18 protein-coding genes are annotated in these 17,271 nt (G+C 71.9%); 7 read left to right on the forward strand and 11 right to left on the reverse strand.

From position 1 onward, the window contains the following. Positions 1-97: 97 nt before the first annotated feature. Together M2163_RS10940 and M2163_RS10945 are read left to right on the forward strand one after the other, a co-directional pair. The gene (locus tag M2163_RS10940; protein WP_280852973.1) at positions 98-2,611 is read left to right on the forward strand and encodes a DEAD/DEAH box helicase; all 2,514 of its coding nucleotides are present in this window, start codon (positions 98-100) and stop codon (positions 2,609-2,611) included. Between the two features lie 85 nt (positions 2,612-2,696). Then, positions 2,697-3,563 carry an acyl-CoA thioesterase II gene (locus tag M2163_RS10945; protein WP_280852972.1) on the forward strand — a complete coding sequence of 289 codons (867 nt, stop codon included), beginning with the start codon at positions 2,697-2,699 and terminating at the stop codon, positions 3,561-3,563. A gap of 1 nt (position 3,564) precedes the next feature. Here the strand turns inward: M2163_RS10945 and M2163_RS10950 are convergent, their stop codons facing one another. Continuing rightward, the gene (locus M2163_RS10950; protein ID WP_280852971.1) at positions 3,565-4,446 is read right to left on the reverse strand and encodes a DUF6397 family protein; all 882 of its coding nucleotides are present in this window, start codon (positions 4,444-4,446) and stop codon (positions 3,565-3,567) included. Positions 4,447-4,568: 122 nt separating this feature from the next. Then, the gene (locus M2163_RS10955; RefSeq protein ID WP_280852970.1) at positions 4,569-4,982 is read right to left on the reverse strand and encodes a roadblock/LC7 domain-containing protein; all 414 of its coding nucleotides are present in this window, start codon (positions 4,980-4,982) and stop codon (positions 4,569-4,571) included. A gap of 94 nt (positions 4,983-5,076) precedes the next feature. Here M2163_RS10955 and M2163_RS10960 point away from each other — a divergent pair, with 94 nt between their 5' ends. Continuing rightward, positions 5,077-5,505: a PPOX class F420-dependent oxidoreductase gene (locus tag M2163_RS10960; protein ID WP_280852969.1), complete on the forward strand. Its 429-nt coding sequence runs from the start codon at positions 5,077-5,079 to the stop codon at positions 5,503-5,505. A 31-nt stretch (positions 5,506-5,536) separates the two neighbouring features. Here the strand turns inward: M2163_RS10960 and M2163_RS10965 are convergent, their stop codons facing one another. The 5 genes from M2163_RS10965 to M2163_RS10985 form a co-directional block, all read right to left on the reverse strand. Continuing rightward, complete coding sequence (locus M2163_RS10965; RefSeq protein WP_053851955.1) at positions 5,537-6,142, reverse strand: ATP/GTP-binding protein; 606 nt, start codon at positions 6,140-6,142, stop codon at positions 5,537-5,539. A 129-nt stretch (positions 6,143-6,271) separates the two neighbouring features. After that, positions 6,272-6,685 (reverse strand): DUF742 domain-containing protein, encoded by a 414-nt coding sequence (locus tag M2163_RS10970; RefSeq protein WP_280852968.1) that lies wholly within the window; start codon positions 6,683-6,685, stop codon positions 6,272-6,274. Positions 6,686-6,707: 22 nt separating this feature from the next. Continuing rightward, positions 6,708-7,163: a roadblock/LC7 domain-containing protein gene (locus M2163_RS10975; RefSeq protein ID WP_280854266.1), complete on the reverse strand. Its 456-nt coding sequence runs from the start codon at positions 7,161-7,163 to the stop codon at positions 6,708-6,710. 14 nt (positions 7,164-7,177) lie between these two features. After that, a complete protein-coding gene (locus tag M2163_RS10980; RefSeq protein ID WP_280852967.1) occupies positions 7,178-9,700 on the reverse strand; it encodes a nitrate- and nitrite sensing domain-containing protein in 2,523 nt (840 codons plus the stop codon). 64 nt (positions 9,701-9,764) lie between these two features. Beyond that, on the reverse strand, positions 9,765-10,538 hold the full coding sequence (locus M2163_RS10985; RefSeq protein ID WP_280852966.1) for an MHYT domain-containing protein: 774 nt from the start codon (positions 10,536-10,538) through the stop codon (positions 9,765-9,767). 153 nt (positions 10,539-10,691) lie between these two features. Between M2163_RS10985 and M2163_RS10990 the strand changes: the two genes are divergently transcribed. Further along, on the forward strand, positions 10,692-11,291 hold the full coding sequence (locus M2163_RS10990) for a class I SAM-dependent methyltransferase (protein WP_280852965.1): 600 nt from the start codon (positions 10,692-10,694) through the stop codon (positions 11,289-11,291). 5 nt (positions 11,292-11,296) lie between these two features. On the opposite strand, the gene M2163_RS10995 is transcribed toward M2163_RS10990, so the two are convergent. Continuing rightward, on the reverse strand, positions 11,297-12,052 hold the full coding sequence (locus M2163_RS10995; protein WP_280893869.1) for an alpha/beta hydrolase: 756 nt from the start codon (positions 12,050-12,052) through the stop codon (positions 11,297-11,299). A 108-nt stretch (positions 12,053-12,160) separates the two neighbouring features. On the opposite strand from M2163_RS10995, the gene M2163_RS11000 reads away from it, so the two are divergent. Beyond that, on the forward strand, positions 12,161-12,685 hold the full coding sequence (locus tag M2163_RS11000) for a PadR family transcriptional regulator (RefSeq protein WP_280852963.1): 525 nt from the start codon (positions 12,161-12,163) through the stop codon (positions 12,683-12,685). 5 nt (positions 12,686-12,690) lie between these two features. Here the strand turns inward: M2163_RS11000 and M2163_RS11005 are convergent, their stop codons facing one another. After that, positions 12,691-14,052: an FAD-dependent monooxygenase gene (locus M2163_RS11005; protein ID WP_280897245.1), complete on the reverse strand. Its 1,362-nt coding sequence runs from the start codon at positions 14,050-14,052 to the stop codon at positions 12,691-12,693. Between the two features lie 275 nt (positions 14,053-14,327). Here M2163_RS11005 and M2163_RS11010 point away from each other — a divergent pair, with 275 nt between their 5' ends. Next, on the forward strand, positions 14,328-14,624 hold the full coding sequence (locus M2163_RS11010; protein ID WP_280893870.1) for a hypothetical protein: 297 nt from the start codon (positions 14,328-14,330) through the stop codon (positions 14,622-14,624). 136 nt (positions 14,625-14,760) lie between these two features. After that, the gene (locus tag M2163_RS11015) at positions 14,761-15,828 is read left to right on the forward strand and encodes a hypothetical protein (RefSeq protein WP_280893871.1); all 1,068 of its coding nucleotides are present in this window, start codon (positions 14,761-14,763) and stop codon (positions 15,826-15,828) included. 52 nt (positions 15,829-15,880) lie between these two features. Here the strand turns inward: M2163_RS11015 and M2163_RS11020 are convergent, their stop codons facing one another. Beyond that, positions 15,881-16,063: a hypothetical protein gene (locus M2163_RS11020; protein ID WP_280852960.1), complete on the reverse strand. Its 183-nt coding sequence runs from the start codon at positions 16,061-16,063 to the stop codon at positions 15,881-15,883. Positions 16,064-16,203: 140 nt separating this feature from the next. Then, on the reverse strand, positions 16,204-17,262 hold the full coding sequence (locus tag M2163_RS11025) for an acyl-CoA desaturase (protein WP_280852959.1): 1,059 nt from the start codon (positions 17,260-17,262) through the stop codon (positions 16,204-16,206). Between the last annotated feature and the right edge of the window lie 9 nt (positions 17,263-17,271).

A 17,271-nucleotide genomic window follows, 5' to 3' on the forward strand; every position in this document is an offset into this window, starting at 1 on the left:
GCCGCTGACGCTTCGTCGGCGACACAGCGTACTGGTCGTGATCTTCGCACCGGCATCCGATTCCCCCATCGGGCCTCCGGGCAGGCAAGATGGGTGGGTGACCCTCATCGATCAGCTGCCGCCGACCGCCGACCCTGACGCCCTCTACGAAGCCTTCGAGTCGTGGGCCGAGGAGCGGGGTCTGACGCTCTACCCCCACCAGGAGGAGGCGCTGATCGAGGTGGTCTCCGGGGCGAACGTGATCGTGTCGACGCCCACCGGCTCCGGCAAGAGCATGATCGCGGCGGGTGCGCACTTCGCCGCTCTCGCCCGTGACGAGGTCACCTTCTACACCGCGCCCATCAAGGCCCTCGTGTCGGAGAAGTTCTTCGAGCTGTGCAAGATGTTCGGCACGGAGAACGTCGGCATGCTGACCGGCGACGCCTCCGTCAACGCCGACGCCCCCGTCATCTGCTGCACGGCCGAGGTGCTGGCCTCGATCGCGCTGCGCGACGGCAGGAACGCGGACGTCGGCCAGGTCGTCATGGACGAGTTCCACTTCTACGCCGAGGCGGACCGCGGCTGGGCCTGGCAGATCCCGATCCTGGAGCTGCCCCAGGCACAGTTCATCCTGATGTCGGCCACGCTCGGCGACGTCTCGATGTTCGAGAAGGACCTCACCCGGCGCACCGGCCGGCCGACGTCGGTGGTCCGCTCGGCCACCCGTCCGGTCCCGCTCTCCTACGAGTACAAGTTCACCCCGCTCACCGAGACCCTGACGGAACTCCTGGAGACCAAGCAGGCGCCGGTGTACATCGTGCACTTCACGCAGGCGCAGGCCGTGGAGCGGGCGCAGGCACTGATGAGCATCAACATGTGCAGGCGCGAGGAGAAGGACCAGATCGCCGATCTGATCGGCAACTTCCGCTTCACCACCAAGTTCGGCCGCAACCTCTCCCGTTACGTCCGGCACGGCATCGGCGTCCACCACGCCGGCATGCTGCCCAAGTACCGGCGGCTGGTGGAGAAGCTCGCCCAGGCCGGACTGCTGAAGGTCATCTGCGGCACGGACACCCTCGGCGTCGGTGTCAACGTGCCCATCCGCACGGTGCTGTTCACGGCGCTGACCAAGTACGACGGCAACCGCGTCCGTACCCTGCGCGCCCGCGAGTTCCACCAGATCGCCGGCCGGGCGGGCCGGGCCGGCTACGACACGGCAGGCTTCGTCGTCGCCCAGGCTCCCGAGCACGTCATCGAGAACGAGAAGGCGCTCGCCAAGGCGGGCGACGACCCGAAGAAGCGCCGCAAGGTCGTCCGCAAGAAGGCGCCCGAGGGGTTCGTCGCCTGGTCGGAGAACACCTTCGAGAAGCTGATCGCCTCCGAGCCGGAGCCGCTGACGTCCCGCTTCCGGGTCACCCACACGATGCTGCTGTCGGTGATCGCCCGTCCCGGGAACGCCTTCGCGGCGATGCGGCACCTCCTGGAGGACAACCACGAGCCGCGCAAGCAGCAGCTGAAGCACATCCGGCGGGCGATCGCCATTTACCGCTCGCTGCTGGACGGCGGCATCGTCGAGAAGCTCGACGAGCCCGACGCCACCGGCCGCATCGTCCGGCTCACCGTGGACCTCCAGCAGGACTTCGCACTCAACCAGCCGCTGTCCACGTTCGCGCTCGCCGCGTTCGAACTGCTCGACCCCGAATCGCCGTCCTACGCCCTGGACATGGTCTCCGTCGTCGAGTCCACGCTGGACGACCCCCGGCAGATCCTCGTGGCCCAGCTGAACAAGGCGAAGGGCGAGGCCGTGGCCGCGATGAAGGCGGACGGCGTCGAGTACGAGGAGCGCATGGAGCGCCTCCAGGACATCACGTACCCGAAGCCCCTGGAGGAGCTGCTCTTCCACGCGTACGACACCTACCGCAAGAGCCACCCCTGGGTCGGCGACCACCCGCTCTCCCCGAAGTCCGTCATCCGTGACATGTACGAACGGGCGCTGACCTTCACGGAGTTGGTCTCCTTCTACGACCTCGCCCGCACCGAGGGCATTGTCCTGCGCTACCTCGCGAGCGCCTACAAGGCGCTCGACCACAACATCCCGGACGACCTCAAGTCCGAGGATCTGCAGGACCTGATCGAGTGGCTCGGCGAGACGGTCCGCCAGGTCGACTCCAGCCTCCTGGACGAGTGGGAGCAGCTCGCCAACCCGGAGGAGATGACCGCCGAGGAGGCCCAGGAGAAGGCCGACGAGGTCAAGCCGGTCACCGCCAACGCGCGCGCCTTCCGTGTCCTGGTCCGCAACGCCCTGTTCCGCCGCGTCGAACTCGCCGCCCTGGACCAGGTCGAGGAGCTCGGCGAGATGGACGGCGAGTCCGGCTGGGACGCCGACGCGTGGGGCGAGGCGATGGACAAGTACTGGGACGAGTACGACGACCTCGGCACCGGTCCCGACGCCCGCGGCCCGAAGCTGTTGCGGATCGAGGAGGAGCCGCAGAACCGGCTGTGGCGCGTCCGGCAGACCTTCGCCGACCCGAACGGTGACCATGACTGGGGCATCACCGCGGAGATCGACCTGACCGCCTCCGACGCGGAGGGCCGCGCGGTCGTCCGGGTCACCGACGTCGGCCAGCTGTGAGCCACGGGCCGGCCGTGAGCCCCAGGCCAGTGAGCCCCGGGCCAGTGAGCCGCGGGCCAGTTGTGAGCCAAGGAGAATCCCACCGATGACCAACCCGGCCGAGAGGCTCGTCGACCTGCTCGACCTGGAGCAGATCGAGGTCAACATCTTCCGTGGCCGAAGCCCGCACGAGTCCCTCCAGCGGGTCTTCGGCGGCCAGGTGGCGGGCCAGGCGCTGGTGGCCGCCGCCCGCACCACGGACGGCGAGCGCCCGGTGCACTCGCTGCACGCGTACTTCCTGCGCCCGGGCCGGCCCGGGGTACCGATCGTGTACCAGGTCGAACGGGTGCGGGACGGACGGTCGTTCACGACGCGCCGGGTCACCGCCGTGCAGCAGGGCCGCACGATCTTCAATCTCACCGCCTCCTTTCACAAGCCTGAGGAAGGTCCCTTCGAGCACCAGCTGCCGCCGGCCCGCAAGGTCCCGGACCCGGAGTCCCTGCCGAGGGTCGGCGACGAGATCCGGGAGCACCTGGGCGAGCTGCCCGAGCAGTTGGAGCGGATGGCGCGCCGCCAGCCCTTCGACATCCGTTACGTGGACCGGCTGCGCTGGAGCGCCGAGGAGGTCAAGGGCTCCGAGCCGCGCAGCGCGGTGTGGATGCGCGCGGTCGGGCCGCTCGGGGACGACCCGGTCGTGCACACCTGCGCGCTGACCTACGCGAGCGACATGACGCTCCTGGACGCCGTCCGTATCCCGGTGCAGCCCCTGTGGGGCCCGCGGAGCTTCGACATCGCGTCGCTGGATCACGCCATGTGGTTCCACCGGCCGTTCCGCGCGGACGAGTGGTTCCTGTACGACCAGGAGTCACCGATCGCGACGGGTGGCCGCGGGCTCGCCCGTGGCCGGATCTACGACCGGGAGGGACGTCTGCTGGTGTCCGTCGTCCAGGAGGGGCTGTTCCGGCCGCTGTAGGTCAGGCGCCTCTGCGAAGGAGCCGGCCGAGCAGTCCGCGGGACGGCTCCCGGGACAGCGGCTCGGCCGGGGGCAGGCCGGAAGGTGCCTGTCGGCCCGCGGGACGCGGTGCCGGCCGGAACCGCCGCGCGTCCTCCAGGGCGCGGGTCAGTTCGGTCCTCAGCCAGGCGATCTCGGCCGGGTCGTCCGCCGTCATGATCTTTTCGACGAGCTGCGCGGCGGGCGAGCCCTGCGCCCCGTGGGCGGGTGGTCCCGGCCGGAAGCGACCCAGGTGGGACCGCTCGTAGGGGTCCGGGACGAGTTCCGCGATCTGCGTGGTGTCGAGGAAGGCGGCGAGGGCGCCGGCGCTCTCCCAGGGGTCCTCGGCGAGGCGCAGGAGGAATCCGCGGTGGCGTCCGCGCCAGTTGCGGGCGCGCAGGTCCACGCCCTCGTCCAGCAGATCGCGCAGCCCCTCGGGCATCCGCCGCGCGGTCAGCAGCGGAGTGTTCTCCTCGACTGTCGTGAACTCCTCCAGGTCGTCGGCCAGATACAGCCACACCACGGCCCGGTAGCGGTTCAGGTAGAAGCGCACTGGCGAGAACAGACCGAGGCGCGCCAGGCGGGTGAACCTGCCGACCGGGATGTCCATGACCTGGGCGCCCTCGGTGGTGCCCACGAGCCGTACGCGTTGGCGCAGTGAGTCCGGGAAGCCGTCCGTGGACCGCAGCCGGTCGATCTCGGAGGAGGTGACGCGTCGGCCCCCGCCTCCTTCGTCGGGCACCGTCCGGATCTGGCCCAGGTGGACGGCCAGGTCGAACTCGCTTCGCTTGATGCCCAGTTCGCGTGCGGCGCGGCTGGGCGGACAGGAATGGCGCTGGGGCCGGGTGATGGTTGTGCTCGTCATGTCGCTCCCCCGTGGAGTCGTCGCTCACGCTGTGTGCGCTCGCTGTGACAAAGACCGTAGCCGGTGGGGCGAGATGCGTGGCGGGCCTGTGGATAACTCCCAAGGCCCGCGGAAACCACAGGTCAGAGGTCCGTCGCCGGGCTCCGCTCGGGTCGGCGGGCGTCCACGTCGAGATGCTCGCCGACCCGGTTGACGAGCAGCGTCATCTCGTAGGCGATGCGGCCGATGTCGGCCTCGGAGCCGCTGAGGACGCACAGACAGCTGCCGGTGCCCGCCGCGGTGACGAACAGCACCGCGTCGTCGAACTCGATCATCGTCTGCCGTACGCTGCCCGCGCCGAAGTGGCGCCCCGAGCCCTTGGCCAGGCTGTGCAGTCCGGACGAGACGGCGGCGAGATGGTCCGCGTCCTCGCGTCGCAGTCCCGTGCTGGCGCCCGTCACCAGGCCGTCGTTGGACAGCACCAGCGCGTGCCGTACGTGGTCGACGCGCTCGGTCAGATCGTCCAGCAGCCAGCCGAGCCCCTGCTTCTGCGGCATGTGCCCCGTCTCCCCGTGTGACGTCTCCTCCTGCCCGGAGGACCTCCTGGCAAGCCTTCACCACGACCGTCAACGGGGCAAGGAGAATGGGGACATGGCACAGAAGATGACCGATGAGGAATGGCGGGAGTTCGTCTCGCACGGCACCCGCACCGCAAAGTTGTCGACCGTCCGGGCCGACGGGAGTCCGCACGTGGCGCCGATCTGGTTCGTGCTCGACGGGGACGACCTGGTGTTCAACACCGGGAAGGCGACCGTGAAGGGACGCAACCTGGCGCGGGACGGACGCGTCGCACTGTGCGTGGACGACGACCGGCCGCCCTTCGACTACGTGGTGCTGCGGGGACAGGCCCTGCTGTCGGAGGATCTCGACGAGGTCCGGCACTGGGCCGGCCGGATCGGAGCCCGGTACATGGGCGAGGAGCGGGCCGAGGAGTTCGGAGCCCGCAACGGCGTTCCCGGGGAACTCCTCGTCCGCGTGAAGATCGACAAGGTACTGGCCGAAAAGGCCGTCGCGGAGTGACGCTCCGGTGCGGCGGCTCCGGAAGCCGGGGTCAGCCCACCGAGTCGAGCAGCCGGGCGGTGTGCATCCGCCCGGCGTACTCGACCAGCCGGATCAGCACCTCCTTGCCCGAGTCGCGGTCCCGTGCGTCGCACAGCACCACGGGGGTGCCCTGGTCGAGGTCGAGGGCGCGGGAGACGTCGTGGGCGCCGTAGGTCCGGGCGCCGGCGAAGCAGTTGACGGCCACCACGAACGGGATGTGCCGGTGCTCGAAGTAGTCCACGGCCGGGAAGCAGTCCTCCAGGCGCCGGGTGTCCGCGAGGACCACGGCACCCAGGGCCCCTTGTGACAACTCGTCCCACAGGAACCAGAAGCGGTCCTGCCCCGGGGTGCCGAAGAGGTAGAGCGACAGCCCTGAGCGAATGGTGATCCGCCCGAAGTCCATGGCGACCGTGGTGGTGACCTTCTGGTCCACACCGTCGGTGTCGTCCACCGACTGCCCCGCCTCACTGAGCAGTTCCTCGGTGCGCAGCGGCCTGATCTCGCTGACCGCGCCCACCAGGGTGGTCTTGCCCACGCCGAATCCGCCGGCGACCAGTATCTTCAGCGCGAGGGCGGTCGTCTCGCCGCCCTGGGCGTCGGAGTTCTCGGAGACCATCGATCACTTCTCTCGGGAGGGCCGGCGGTGGACGGCGACATCGGTGCGGGGCCGCGAAGGCAGCATCATGACAACTGGGGCTCCGCTTCGCGCGGTTGGACCGGTTATTGCCCGGTTCTGAACGTTCATCTACAGCGCCCGCAGCCCTTCGATCACCTCGCGCAGAATCCGTTCGTCGGGAAGCTGTGCGGGAGGCACCGGGCGGCTGACGGTGACACAGCCGAGTTCCAGGAGGTCCCCCAGGAGCACCCTGACCACGCCGACGGGCAGGTCGGTGCCTGCGGAGAGTTCCGCCACCGACTGCGTCTCGACGCGGCACAGGTCGATCAGGGCCCGGTGTTCCGGCCCGAGCGCCGTGTCGTCGCCGGCCCCGGGCGCGCCGACGTCGAGGGTGACGAGGGCGATCAGATCGAAACGCACCCCGGTGGGGCCGGGCCTGGTGCGTCCACCCGTCATCGCGTAGGGGCGGACGAGGGGCCCGGCCTCACCGTCGTACCACTGGCTCCCCAGTTCGTGGGGGAGGCCCGCCATGTCCTCGGTCATCCGGTCCGACCGCCCTTCTTCCTCATCCGGCGGCGGGTGGCCGCGCGCCCACGCGCGGCGGCGTGTAGAGGTGCTCGCCGACCCGCTTGACCAGCCGTGCCATCTCGTAGGCGACCAGGCCTATGTCGGCGGTCACCGCGGTGAGGACGGCGAGGCAGGAGCCGTCTCCCGCGGCGGCCACGAACAGGAAGCCGTCGTCCATCTCGACCATGGTCTGGCGCACTCCCCCGGCGCCGAAGTGCCGGCCCGCGCCCTTGGCCAGACTGTGGAAGCCGGAGGAGACCGCGGCGAGATGCTCCGCGTCCTCACGGCGCAGGTCCGTCGAGGCGCCCACGGCGAGGCCGTCGTTGGAGAGCACCACGGCATGCCGTACCTCGCTCACGCGCAGCACCAAGTCGTCCAGCAGCCAGTCGAGTTCGCCGGACCTTCCCCATTCCCGGCCGCGCTCGCGCGGGGGGACCCCCGTGTCGGCCCTCATGCTCGGGTCCTGGATCATCCTCGGTCTCCTTCGCTGCTGTCGCTGCCCGCTGGGGTGTCTGGGGTGGCCCTGCGGCCGGGCTGCCTGCCGCCGCCGCGCGCCCAGCCGTCCCGGTACGCCGCCATCCGGTTCCGGACGACTTCGGGTGTACGGCCGTCGTCGTCCCGGTGGGCGGCTGCCTCGGCCGGTTCCTCGGAGCGCCGCTCGCGCAGCTGGGGGGCGAGGCTCGCCTGCCGTACCCGGCGGGGCAGGTCCTCGGCCTCCTCCGGCTCCTCGGGCGGGCGGTGCAGACGCAGGGCGGTGACCCCGGAGGGCGGTGTGTCGGTCGTTCCCCGGTCCGCGGCCATCGGGTGAGCCACCAGGGCGGGTCGCTCGGCAGGGGCGGGGACGGGCTCCTGGTCGCGTTCGCCGGCGGCCACACGCGCGTACTCGCGTTCGGTGAGCCGTTCCCGGTCCGCCGCCTTGGCGGGGGAACGTTCCGCCGCCTTGATGTGCAGCAGGGCCGTAGGCAGCAGGACGACCGCGGTGGTGCCGCCGTAGGGCGAGGTGCGCAGGTGCACCTTGATGCCGTGCCGGGCCGCGAGCCTGCTGACCACGAACAGGCCCAGCCGGTCGCTGTCGAACAGGTCGAGTGCCTCGGACTGCTCGATGCGGCGGTTGGCCTCCGCGAGGGTCTCCTTGCCCATGCCGAGGCCGCGGTCCTCGACCTCGACGGCGTAACCGTTGCCGACGGGTTCGCCGACGACCCGCACGCGCGTGTGGGGCGGCGAGAACTGGGCGGCGTTCTCGATGATCTCGGCCAGCAGGTGGGTGAGGTCGGCGACCGCGGCGCCGACGACGGACGCGTCGGGCAGCTGACGCACCTCCACGCGCGCGTAGTCCTCGACCTCGGAGACGGCCGCGCGGACCACGTTGGTGAGCGAGACCGGCATGCGCCAGGCGCGGCCGGGTGCCGCTCCGGAGAGGATGATCAGGCTCTCGGCGTGGCGGCGCATGCGGGTGGTGAGGTGGTCGAGCCGGAAGAGGTCGCTCAGTTCGTTCGGGTCGTCGGAGCGGCGTTCCATGCTGTCGAGCAGGCTCAACTGGCGGTGGACGAGGACCTGGCTGCGGCGGGCGAGGTTGACGAAGACCCCGGAGATGCCGCTGGCGAGTTCGGCGCGCTCGACGGCGGCGCGCAGCGCGGCGCGGTGCACGGTGGACAGGGCCTCGGCGACCTGGCCGGTCTCGTCCTCGGCGGGTGGTCCGGGCGGGGCCTCGGCCCGGATGTCGATCTCGTCGCCGGCGCGCAGCCTGTCCATGGCCTCCGGGAGTTTGCGGCGGGCGATCTCCAGGGCGCTGTTGCGCAGGCTCACGAGCTCGATGACGAGGCCGCGTCCGATGCGCACGGAGATGACGAGCGACGCGGCGACGGCGATCAGGCCGAGCAGGACGGCGGCCCCGGCCGGGGCGAGCAGTCCCCGGGTGAACGGGTCGGCGCGGTGGGCGACACCGCTGCCCGCGGCCAGTTCGACGGTGCGCATGCCGTCCTGCACACGCGTGTGTGCCGTCCGCCAGGTGGCCTCAGGCGTCGACTCGACGGCGCGGACGCCCGGGGCGGCGGCCAGCACCCGGTCCTCGGCGGCTGTCACGGTGGCGTAGGCGCCGCTGCCGGCGACCTTCGCCCAGGCGGCGCGGTCGGAGCCGCGCAGGTCCGCCACAGCGCCCTCGGTCAGGGTCCGCCGGGTGTCGACGGCCCCGGTGAACAGCCGCAGCCGCTCCCCGGCGAGCACGCCCGCCAGCCGCGCGCTCGACAGCACGGCGTCCTCCTGGGCCAGCGACTCGCGCGCGCGGGAGAACTCGAGCAGCACACGTGCGTCGGAGCCGAGCTGGGCGTCCTGGATGCCGGTGAGGGCGCCGCCGACCGTGAAGGCGCCGGCGATGGTCCTGGTGTAGCGGCCGTACGTCTCGTCCCATCCGGCGCTGCGGTCCAGTACGGCGGCGCGCACGGAGCGCAGTTGCTCGGCGCCGGTCACGAAGGCTTCGAGCCGCCGGGCGACACCGGCGGGCAGTTCCTCGCTGTCGGCGACGGTGTTGTCGTCGCCGAGCCGCAGTCGTGCGACGGCCCGGTCGGTGCGCGCGGCGAGCTTGCGGAGGTCGTCGCTCTGCGCGGCGGACGGGTCGGTCGCACAGCGGACGGCGGCGGCGCGCTCCGCCTGGAGCGCGGTCACGGCCTCGGCGACCGGGGCCCTCACGGATTCGTCCACGCGCTGCAACTGCCGCAGACGGGACACGTCCTGGGCGGTGCTGACGGTGGCGTACGCCCACAGCGCGAGCAGCGAGACCACGGGCACCATGAGCAGGCAGACGATCTTGGCGCGGACCGTGCGGGGGCGTATCCGCCAGTGTCCCGCGCGGGCGGGTATGTCCTCGGCCGGGGGACCCACGGGGTCGCCCGGACTTTCGTCGGCCGGTGGTCCGGCGTGTGCGCGGCGGCCGCGCGCCGGTGTCTGGTGCGGCGACTCGGCGCCGGCTGTGGGGGTCCTACGCGGTGTACGCATGGCCTCCTCGCTCGGGAGTGGTTCGGGGGCGTGTCGTCGGCCCGTCCGGGGCCCGGATCCGCCGCTAGGAGGTGACGCTCTCGACGGTGCGCTGGGCCGAGACGGATGCCTCACGCTCTCCTGTCGTGGGCGACAGCGCGACGAAGGCCGAGGTCAGGAACAGATAGGAACCGAGCCCGACGGCGAGCGGAAAGATGAACTGCATCGCCGTCGCGCCGGGCAGGACGGCGCCCGAGGGCGAGACCCGCACGCTCACCGCGAACATCCCCGTGTAGTGCATGCTGCTGACCGCGGCCCCCATGATCAGGGAGGCGAGGGTGACGGCGACGGGCGACTTGATGTTGAGCGCCGCCCACAGGGCCGCCGTCGCCGCGACCACCGCGATGAGGACGGAGAGACCGACGAGCACCGGGTCGTAGTGGACGTCGCCGTGCAGCCGTACGGCGGCCATGCCCAGGTAGTGCATGCTCGCCACGCCCAGGCCGGTGGTGAGTCCGCCCAGGAGGAGCGCGCGGACCCGGTCGCGGCTGTAGCCGACCGCGAAGACGCCGGCGGCGACGACGGCCATCGCGACCAGGAGGCTCGCGATGGTCAGCGGCACGTCGTAGCGGATGTCGGTGCCGCTGACGCCGAAGCCGAGCATGGCCACGAAGTGCATGGTCCAGATGCCGGTTCCGATGGCCGAGGCCGCGGTGATGAGCCAGTTGCGGCGCGAACGTCCGGTGGCTCCGAGCGCGCGCATGGTGCAGCGCAGGCCGAGCGCGGCGCCGATGCAGGCCATGACGTACGAGAGTGTGGGCGTCAGCCAGCCCAGGGCTGCGTGGTCCAGGTGTCCCATGGCCAGGGGACGCTAGTGGGGGCAGGGGCGCACAAAGGGGGCGCATTTCGAAAGGTGTTGCAATATGGCGCAGAGATGCGTCTGAACGATCGCGTCACGCTCGAACGTGTGCGCACGGGCCCTGATCCGTGTCGGTGCGGGATCATGCGGAACATGAGCGACGACCACACACACGTCCAGGAGTTCTTCTCGGCGCGTGCCGCCGACTGGGACCGGAAGTTCCCGAACGACGGTCCGGCCTACGCCGCCGCGGTCGCCGAGCTCGGTCTGCGGGAGGGCGACCGGGTTCTGGACGCGGGCTGCGGCACCGGACGGGCCCTGCCGCCCCTGCGGGCGGCCGTGGGGCCCTCGGGGGTGGTCCTCGGGGCCGATCTCACCCCCGCCATGCTGCACGAAGCCGTACGGGCCGGCCGTGACCGGGAGGGGTACCTGCTGCTGGCCGACGTGGCCGCGCTGCCGCTGCGCTCCCGGTCACTGGACGCCGTCTTCGGAGCGGGTCTGATCTCCCATCTGCCGAGCCCGTCCGAGAATCTGCGCGAGCTGGCCCGGGTGGTGCGGCCCGGTGGCGTCCTGGCCCTGTTCCATCCGATCGGCCGGGCGGCGCTCGCCGCCCGGCAGGGACGGCGGATCACCCCGGAGGACCTGCGCGCCGAGCCCAACCTCCGCCCGCTGCTGTCCGGTTCGGGATGGCGCCTGACGTCGTACGCCGACGAGGACGCCCGCTTCCTGGCGCTGGCCGTGCGCGAAGGCTGAGGCGCTCACCCGGAGCCGGCGACCGCCGCCGCGAAGGCCTCGGGGTTGTCGAGCATGACGTTGTGTCCGGCGCCGGGGACGGTCACCACGCGCACGCCCGCCGCCTCAAGCGCCTGTCGCCCCTCCAGTTCGCCGCTGAGCTCGCCCTGGAGGTACACCCGGTCGATCGGCAGTTCTTCGAGAACGGCCCGCATCATGGGTACCGATCCGCGCCTGAGGCCGGCCGCGCTGCGGTGCAGGGCGCGCGGATCGGTCAGCCGCATGGTCGCGGCCCACACGGGGCCGGCCTTCTCGAGCACGCGCGCGCGGGCGCCCGTCACGAAGTCCTCCTCCTCGTAGGAGCCGATCCAGGTGCTGCCCGCCGTGGCCGGGGGTGAGGCGTCGAGGTTGGCCTCCGTGAGGACCAGCCGGGAGACGAGTTCCGGTCGCCGGTGGGCGAGCACGAGCGCGACCGACCCGCCCATGCTGTGCGCGATCAGCTCGGCACCGCTCAGACGCGCGGCGTCCAGCACGGCGGCCAGGGCGTCCGCGTGCTCCTCCAGGGTGTATCCGAAGTCGTGGGGGCGGTCACTGATGCCGTGTCCGGGCAGGTCGACGAACAGGCTGCGCCGGCCCGCGAGTTCGGGCCGGGCCGCGATGTGCGCGTGGTAGACGGTCGAGACGGATCCCAGGCCGTGCACGTACACGCGTGCCGGTTCCTCGCCGGGCGTCTCGGTCCAGCGGATGCAGCTGCCCTTGTCGTCGAACTCGGCCTGCCTCATGTGTCCTCCCTCGGTTGCGACACCCAGGACAATACATCGCCACCGATGTATAGCGAAGACGTAGTAAGTCGGAGGGGATGTACAGCGCCGGTGCGGCAGAATGCGTGCATGCTGGAGCTGGCCATCCTCGGATTCCTCTACGACGCCCCGCTGCACGGTTACGAACTGCGCAAACGCATCACGGCGCTGGCGGGGCACGTGCGCCCCGTGGCCGAGAGCACGCTGTATCCGGCCATCAAACGGCTGGAGAAGGCGGGGCTGCTGGCGCGCGCGACGGAACCCGGTGCGGTGGCCGCGCCCCGCCATGTCCTGACGCTCACCGCCGAGGGCCGCCAGGAGCTGCGTCGCCGGCTCGCGGAGACGGCGGCGCGGGACATCTCCGACGAGAACCGGTGGTTCACGGTTCTCGCCTTCCTCCGGCACCTGGACGACGCCGACGCGCAGGCTGCCGTGCTGCGGCGCCGGCTCGCCTTCCTGGAGGAGCCCGCGAGCTTCTTCTACGAGGGCGACCGCCCGCTGAGCGCCGAGGAGCTGGACGATCCCTTCCGGCGCGGTGTGCTGACCATCGCCCGTGCCACCTCGCGGGCGGAACTCGCCTGGCTGCGGGAGACGATCACGTCACTGTCCGGGTGAGCCGGTCAGCCCGCCGGGGACTGGCGCTCCTCCGGTGCCGCGGGCGGCCCGGCCGGCGTCGGCGCGGGCGGACCGAAGAGGACGGCCCTGGCCACGGGCGGCGCGAACAGGGCGGTGACGGGCTCGGAGAGGGTCAGGACGGCACGGAAGGCCCGCCCCACGACCGGGTCCCCGGGGGCGCGCTCCTGGACACGGTGCAGGTACCACCCGGCGAAGCGGTCCGCGGGCGCGCCGTCGGTCGCGGTGCCGACCGCGCCCGGCATCTTGCGGTCCGCCCCCGCGGAGATGTCCCACGCGAGCCGGGACGCCGCGAGGAGCGCCTGCTGCACACGCCGGGTCGTGGGCGTCCGGCGCGGGTCGGCCAGCGCGTCCCGCAGGGCGACCGCGCTCATCGCGGCCACGGCCATGCCCTGCCCGTAGATCGGGTTGAAGGTGCACAGGGCGTCGCCGGTGGCGAGGAATCCGGCCGGGTGCCCGGGGAGGTCGTAGCGTCGGCGGATGTTGGCCGTCCGCCGGTAGCCGAACGCCGGGGAGAGCGGTTCCGCCTCGTCCAGCCACTGGTGCAGGAGCGGGTGCGGCAACCTCTTGGCGTACGTCACGAACTCGTCGTCGTCCGTGGGCGGTTCGTCGCCGCGCAGACCCGAGACGATCACCAGGTGGCTGCCGTCCTCCAGGGGCAGCGCACCGCCGGCGTGCACCTGCTCGGGGTCGGGATAGGCGTAGTAGCCGCGGGTTTCGCCGTCGAGGGCGCCGTTCGTGCCGCGGTAGACGCGGGAGGCGTAGGCGAGGCCGGTGTCGATGGTCTCCTCTCGGGGGCGCTCGGCGCCGATCGCCGCGAGCCATTGCGGGGCCTTCGTGCCGCTGCCGGAGGCGTCGACGACCAGATCGGCCTCCAGGGGGCGGGACTGCGCGCGGGTGTCGCCCGATCGGTCGCGCAGCAGGACGCCCCGCACGCGCGTGGCGTCGCCGAGGAGGCCGACGGCGTCGGTCCCCTCCAGCACGCTGATCAGGGGGTTGGTCAGGACCCGCCGCCGCACCAGCTCCTCGAGCTGCGCGCGCGAGCCGGTGTAGATGTGCGTCGTCGCGGGCACCCGCCGGAACCAGCGGCCGCTCTGCCACAGCACCATGTCGGCCGGCATGCCCACCCGCGGCGCCCCCGCCTCCCGCAGCTCCGCCAGGAAGCCCGGCAGCAGCGACTCCAGGGCCACCTGTCCGCCCTGGAGCAGCACATGCGGGTGGCGGCCCTGCGGCACGCCGGGGCGGTCTTTCGCGCCCTGCGGGAACCGGTCCCGCTCGACGACAGTCACCCGGTCGGCGTGTGCGGCCAGGACGTGCGCCGCGAGAAGTCCCGCGAGGCTGCCGCCCACGACGACGGCATGCCGTCCGGTCCGCCCGCCGCCTTCTCCCCAACGGCCCTTCCCTCCGGCAGAGTTCACCGATTCCACTCCCCTGGTCGCCATGTCGCGAGAAGGCTCAAGTATCCCGTCCCGCATACCGGGTTGACCGTTTTCCGGCCCTTCTGAGCCCCCGTGTGCTTCCGTGTCGGGCCGTCGGGCCCTTCTGCGGCGAAAGTTCCGACTCTACGTTGAACAGCGGAGGATGCACGTTCGGCACAGACGTCAGCTGGGGGAAGGTGGTCGGCATGTGGGGCAGGATCCGCAGGTCCAGTGCCAGACTCGTCAACTCGTTGCGCACCCAGGAGCCCACCGGCCGGGAGACCCGCCCGCACAATCTTTTCGAGGCCGCCGCCGCGTACGTCTCGGCCTGCGCCGAGGACGACCAGGACCGGATCGACGAGGCCTCGGCCTGGGTCTCGCCGGAGGCCCTGTCGTTCGGGGTCAACGAGCTCGCGTGCCGGGCCGTGATCGCCCTCGCGCGGGAGCGCGACGAGTCTCCGCGTACGGTGGCTCGTGCGCTCCTCGGACTGCCGGCGGCCTGAGCGGCCGGCGAGGGGTGGTCGTTTCGCCCCCGTCCAGCCGGAAAACTGCAGCTCCGGGTGTTCTTGGGAGTCGTGACAAGCGCCTTCCGCGCACACTAAGGTGCGCGCCGTTGGACGAACCGATGGGGAGGCTGGGATGGCCGGGACGGACGAGGACGCCGTCGCCGCCGCGGACGACGCGCTCTACGTGCTGACGGCGGTGCTTTTGACGCCGGCGAAGTTCCCGAGCGTGCTGGGCGACGACTATCCGGAGGCCTGCGCGGCGCTCGGCCTGGCACCGCTGGCCGACGGGTACGGCCTGGTGATCGGCCAGGACGGGAGCGGCGCCAGGTGGACCGTCGTCATCGACGACGTCTCCCTGGTCGCCGTCGCCATCGCGTCCTGGGACTGCGGCATGGAGTACGACCTGTCGCCCGACGAGCGCACGGTCGTGGCCGCCCTGCCCGGTTGGCCGCTCGCGGTCGCCGTCGCCGCGCCCGGCGTGCCGGCGCCGCACGACCCCGACCCCGAGGCCGCCGACGGGCCGCTGCTGGCGCCGCCGGACACGTCGACGTGGGGATCCGCCCAGCGGCGTCTGGGCGCCGACGAGATCGCGCTCCAGTGGGCGATGTGGCGGGAACAGATCGACGACTCGGCCTTCCCGAGCCCGAACGGCGGCTCCGCGGGGGGTGACGGGACCGTGAGCGGGGCGGCCGTGGACGGCGCGTCGGCGGACGGTGCGGTCCCGCAGACCTCGGAAGGTGCGGTCCCGCAGGCCTCGGGCGGTGCGGCCTCGAAGGCCTCGGAGGGTGAGACTGCGGATGGCGTGACCGCTGACGGGGACGCCTCGCGGGACAGGACCACGGGTGACGAGGCCACGCAGGACAGCGCAACGGGCGACAGCGCTGCGGCAGGCGCCACTTCGGGTGCGGCCGGGAACGGGACACCGCGCAAGGGCCACAGCGGTGTCCGGCGCGTTCTCGCGGAGGCCCGCGCCTACGTGGACTCGCCGCCGCCCCTGGGACGTGTCCGGTCGTCCTTCGCGTCGGGAGACGCGCGGACACTGCGCGCCGACGGTCCCGGCTGGTCACTGGTGGCCAGGACCGACGACATCGCGTTCGTGCTGCTCGACGACGAGCCCGGGGAGGTCCTGCCGGTGGGCCGGGGCCCGGAGCTGCCGGGACTGCTGGAGGCGCTCGACAAGATGGCCGTGCGCCCCAGCTGAACCGCCGCGCCGCACCGCCCGGGTCGGTTCGATCCCGGCCGGTGCGGGTGCGTCAGCGGCCGAGTTCCTTGCGGGTGACGCGGCGCAGCCTGCGCCGCTGTGAGGGGTCGAGGGTGAGATACGCGGCGGCCGGGACTCCCAGAACGATCAGGATTGCGGCCCACCAGGGCAGCCAGAACAGCAGGAGCAGTCCGACCGCGACTCCCCCCGCGGCGATCTTCGCGTTCTTCGACATGTGCGTCGCCTCCTTCGCGGCGGTTGCCGCTCTCTGTCCGGAAAAACGGGTCCACGCCTCCGTCAGTTCCGCATCGCAACCCTGAGACATCCCTGAGACCTGGCGAGACCTCGCCCTGAGACACCCCGGAGGCGGGCCCGCTAGCGGTCGGCCCGCAGCGGCTCGCCCACCTCGTGCATATGGCCCAGGGCCTGACGGTAGGAGTCGACGAGTCCGGTCTCCGTGTAGGGGATACCCAGTTCCCGGCAGTGGGCGCGGACCAGCGGCTGGGCGAGGCGCAGATGGGGCCGGGGCATGCTGGGGAAGAGGTGGTGCTCGATCTGGTAGTTGAGGCCGCCGAGGAACCAGTCGGTGAGGACGCCTCCGCGGATGTTGCGGGAGGTGAGCACCTGGCGGCGCAGGTGGCCCCAGGACTCTCCGTCCGGGTCCGGCATCTCCATGCCCTTGTGGTTGGGGGCGAAGGCCATCCCGAGATGCAGGCCGAACAGCGCCTGGTGGACCGCCGCGAAGGCCAGCGCCTTCCCGGGGGACATGACGGTCAGCAGCAGCGTGGCGTAGGCGGCGAGATGGGCCACCAGGAGAGTGCCCTCCACCGCGCGCTCCCCCGGCGCCTGCCTGCGCAGGTCCCGGAAGCCCTGGATCTTCAGTGCGACGCCTTCGAGGAGGGTGAGCGGGAAGAACAGCCAAGCCTGATGGCGGGTGAGCAGGCGCCTGAAGCCGGTGCGTCCCCTGGCCTGTTCGCCGGTGAAGACGAGGACGTCGGCGGCGACGTCGGGGTCCTTGTCGATGTGGTTGGGGTTGGCGTGGTGCCGGTTGTGCTTGTGGTTCCACCAGGAGTAGCTCATCCCCAGCAGCAGATTGCCGTGGAGAAGCCCGATGAGCCGGCCGGTCGTCCTGTCCCCGGTGATCTGCGCGTGGCCGGCGTCGTGCCCTATGAAGGCGGTGCGGGCGCAGAACACCGCGAGGACCGGGGCCACCAGCAGGGTCCGCCAGGAGTCGCCGGACAGGGCGACGGCCGTGACGAGGCCGGCGAGAGCGAGCGCGTTGACGGTGACGGCGCGGGCGTACCAGCCGCGCCGGCGGTCCAGGAGGCCCTGGCCCTTCACCGCGCGCAGGAGAGGCGCGAACTCGCTTCCGCCGGGCGGGGAGCCGGACGTACCGCGCGGGTGGGGCGCGAGGATCGCTGCGCTCTGGGGCATGTCCGGACT

The organism is Streptomyces sp. SAI-135, assembly GCF_029893805.1.
In the GTDB taxonomy this organism is placed as follows: Bacteria; Actinomycetota; Actinomycetes; order Streptomycetales; family Streptomycetaceae; genus Streptomyces.

Bases quoted from the DNA above. Each gene is read 5' to 3' on its own strand.
- M2163_RS10950 (WP_280852971.1), bottom strand. From the start codon at position 4,446: ATGACGAGCACAACCATCACCCGGCCCCAGCGCCATTCCTGTCCGCCC.
- M2163_RS10965 (WP_053851955.1), bottom strand. From the start codon at position 6,142: ATGGTCTCCGAGAACTCCGACGCCCAGGGCGGCGAGACGACCGCCCTC.
- M2163_RS10970 (WP_280852968.1), bottom strand. From the start codon at position 6,685: ATGACCGAGGACATGGCGGGCCTCCCCCACGAACTGGGGAGCCAGTGG.
- M2163_RS10985 (WP_280852966.1), bottom strand. From the start codon at position 10,538: ATGGGACACCTGGACCACGCAGCCCTGGGCTGGCTGACGCCCACACTC.
- M2163_RS11000 (WP_280852963.1), top strand. From the start codon at position 12,161: ATGCTGGAGCTGGCCATCCTCGGATTCCTCTACGACGCCCCGCTGCAC.
- M2163_RS11025 (WP_280852959.1), bottom strand. From the start codon at position 17,262: ATGCCCCAGAGCGCAGCGATCCTCGCGCCCCACCCGCGCGGTACGTCC.
- M2163_RS11010 (WP_280893870.1), top strand. From the start codon at position 14,328: ATGTGGGGCAGGATCCGCAGGTCCAGTGCCAGACTCGTCAACTCGTTG.
- M2163_RS11015 (WP_280893871.1), top strand. From the start codon at position 14,761: ATGGCCGGGACGGACGAGGACGCCGTCGCCGCCGCGGACGACGCGCTC.
- M2163_RS10955 (WP_280852970.1), bottom strand. From the start codon at position 4,982: ATGCCGCAGAAGCAGGGGCTCGGCTGGCTGCTGGACGATCTGACCGAG.
- M2163_RS10960 (WP_280852969.1), top strand. From the start codon at position 5,077: ATGGCACAGAAGATGACCGATGAGGAATGGCGGGAGTTCGTCTCGCAC.
- M2163_RS10975 (WP_280854266.1), bottom strand. From the start codon at position 7,163: ATGAGGGCCGACACGGGGGTCCCCCCGCGCGAGCGCGGCCGGGAATGG.
- M2163_RS11020 (WP_280852960.1), bottom strand. From the start codon at position 16,063: ATGTCGAAGAACGCGAAGATCGCCGCGGGGGGAGTCGCGGTCGGACTG.
- M2163_RS10945 (WP_280852972.1), top strand. From the start codon at position 2,697: ATGACCAACCCGGCCGAGAGGCTCGTCGACCTGCTCGACCTGGAGCAG.
- M2163_RS10980 (WP_280852967.1), bottom strand. From the start codon at position 9,700: ATGCGTACACCGCGTAGGACCCCCACAGCCGGCGCCGAGTCGCCGCAC.
- M2163_RS10995 (WP_280893869.1), bottom strand. From the start codon at position 12,052: ATGAGGCAGGCCGAGTTCGACGACAAGGGCAGCTGCATCCGCTGGACC.
- M2163_RS10990 (WP_280852965.1), top strand. From the start codon at position 10,692: ATGAGCGACGACCACACACACGTCCAGGAGTTCTTCTCGGCGCGTGCC.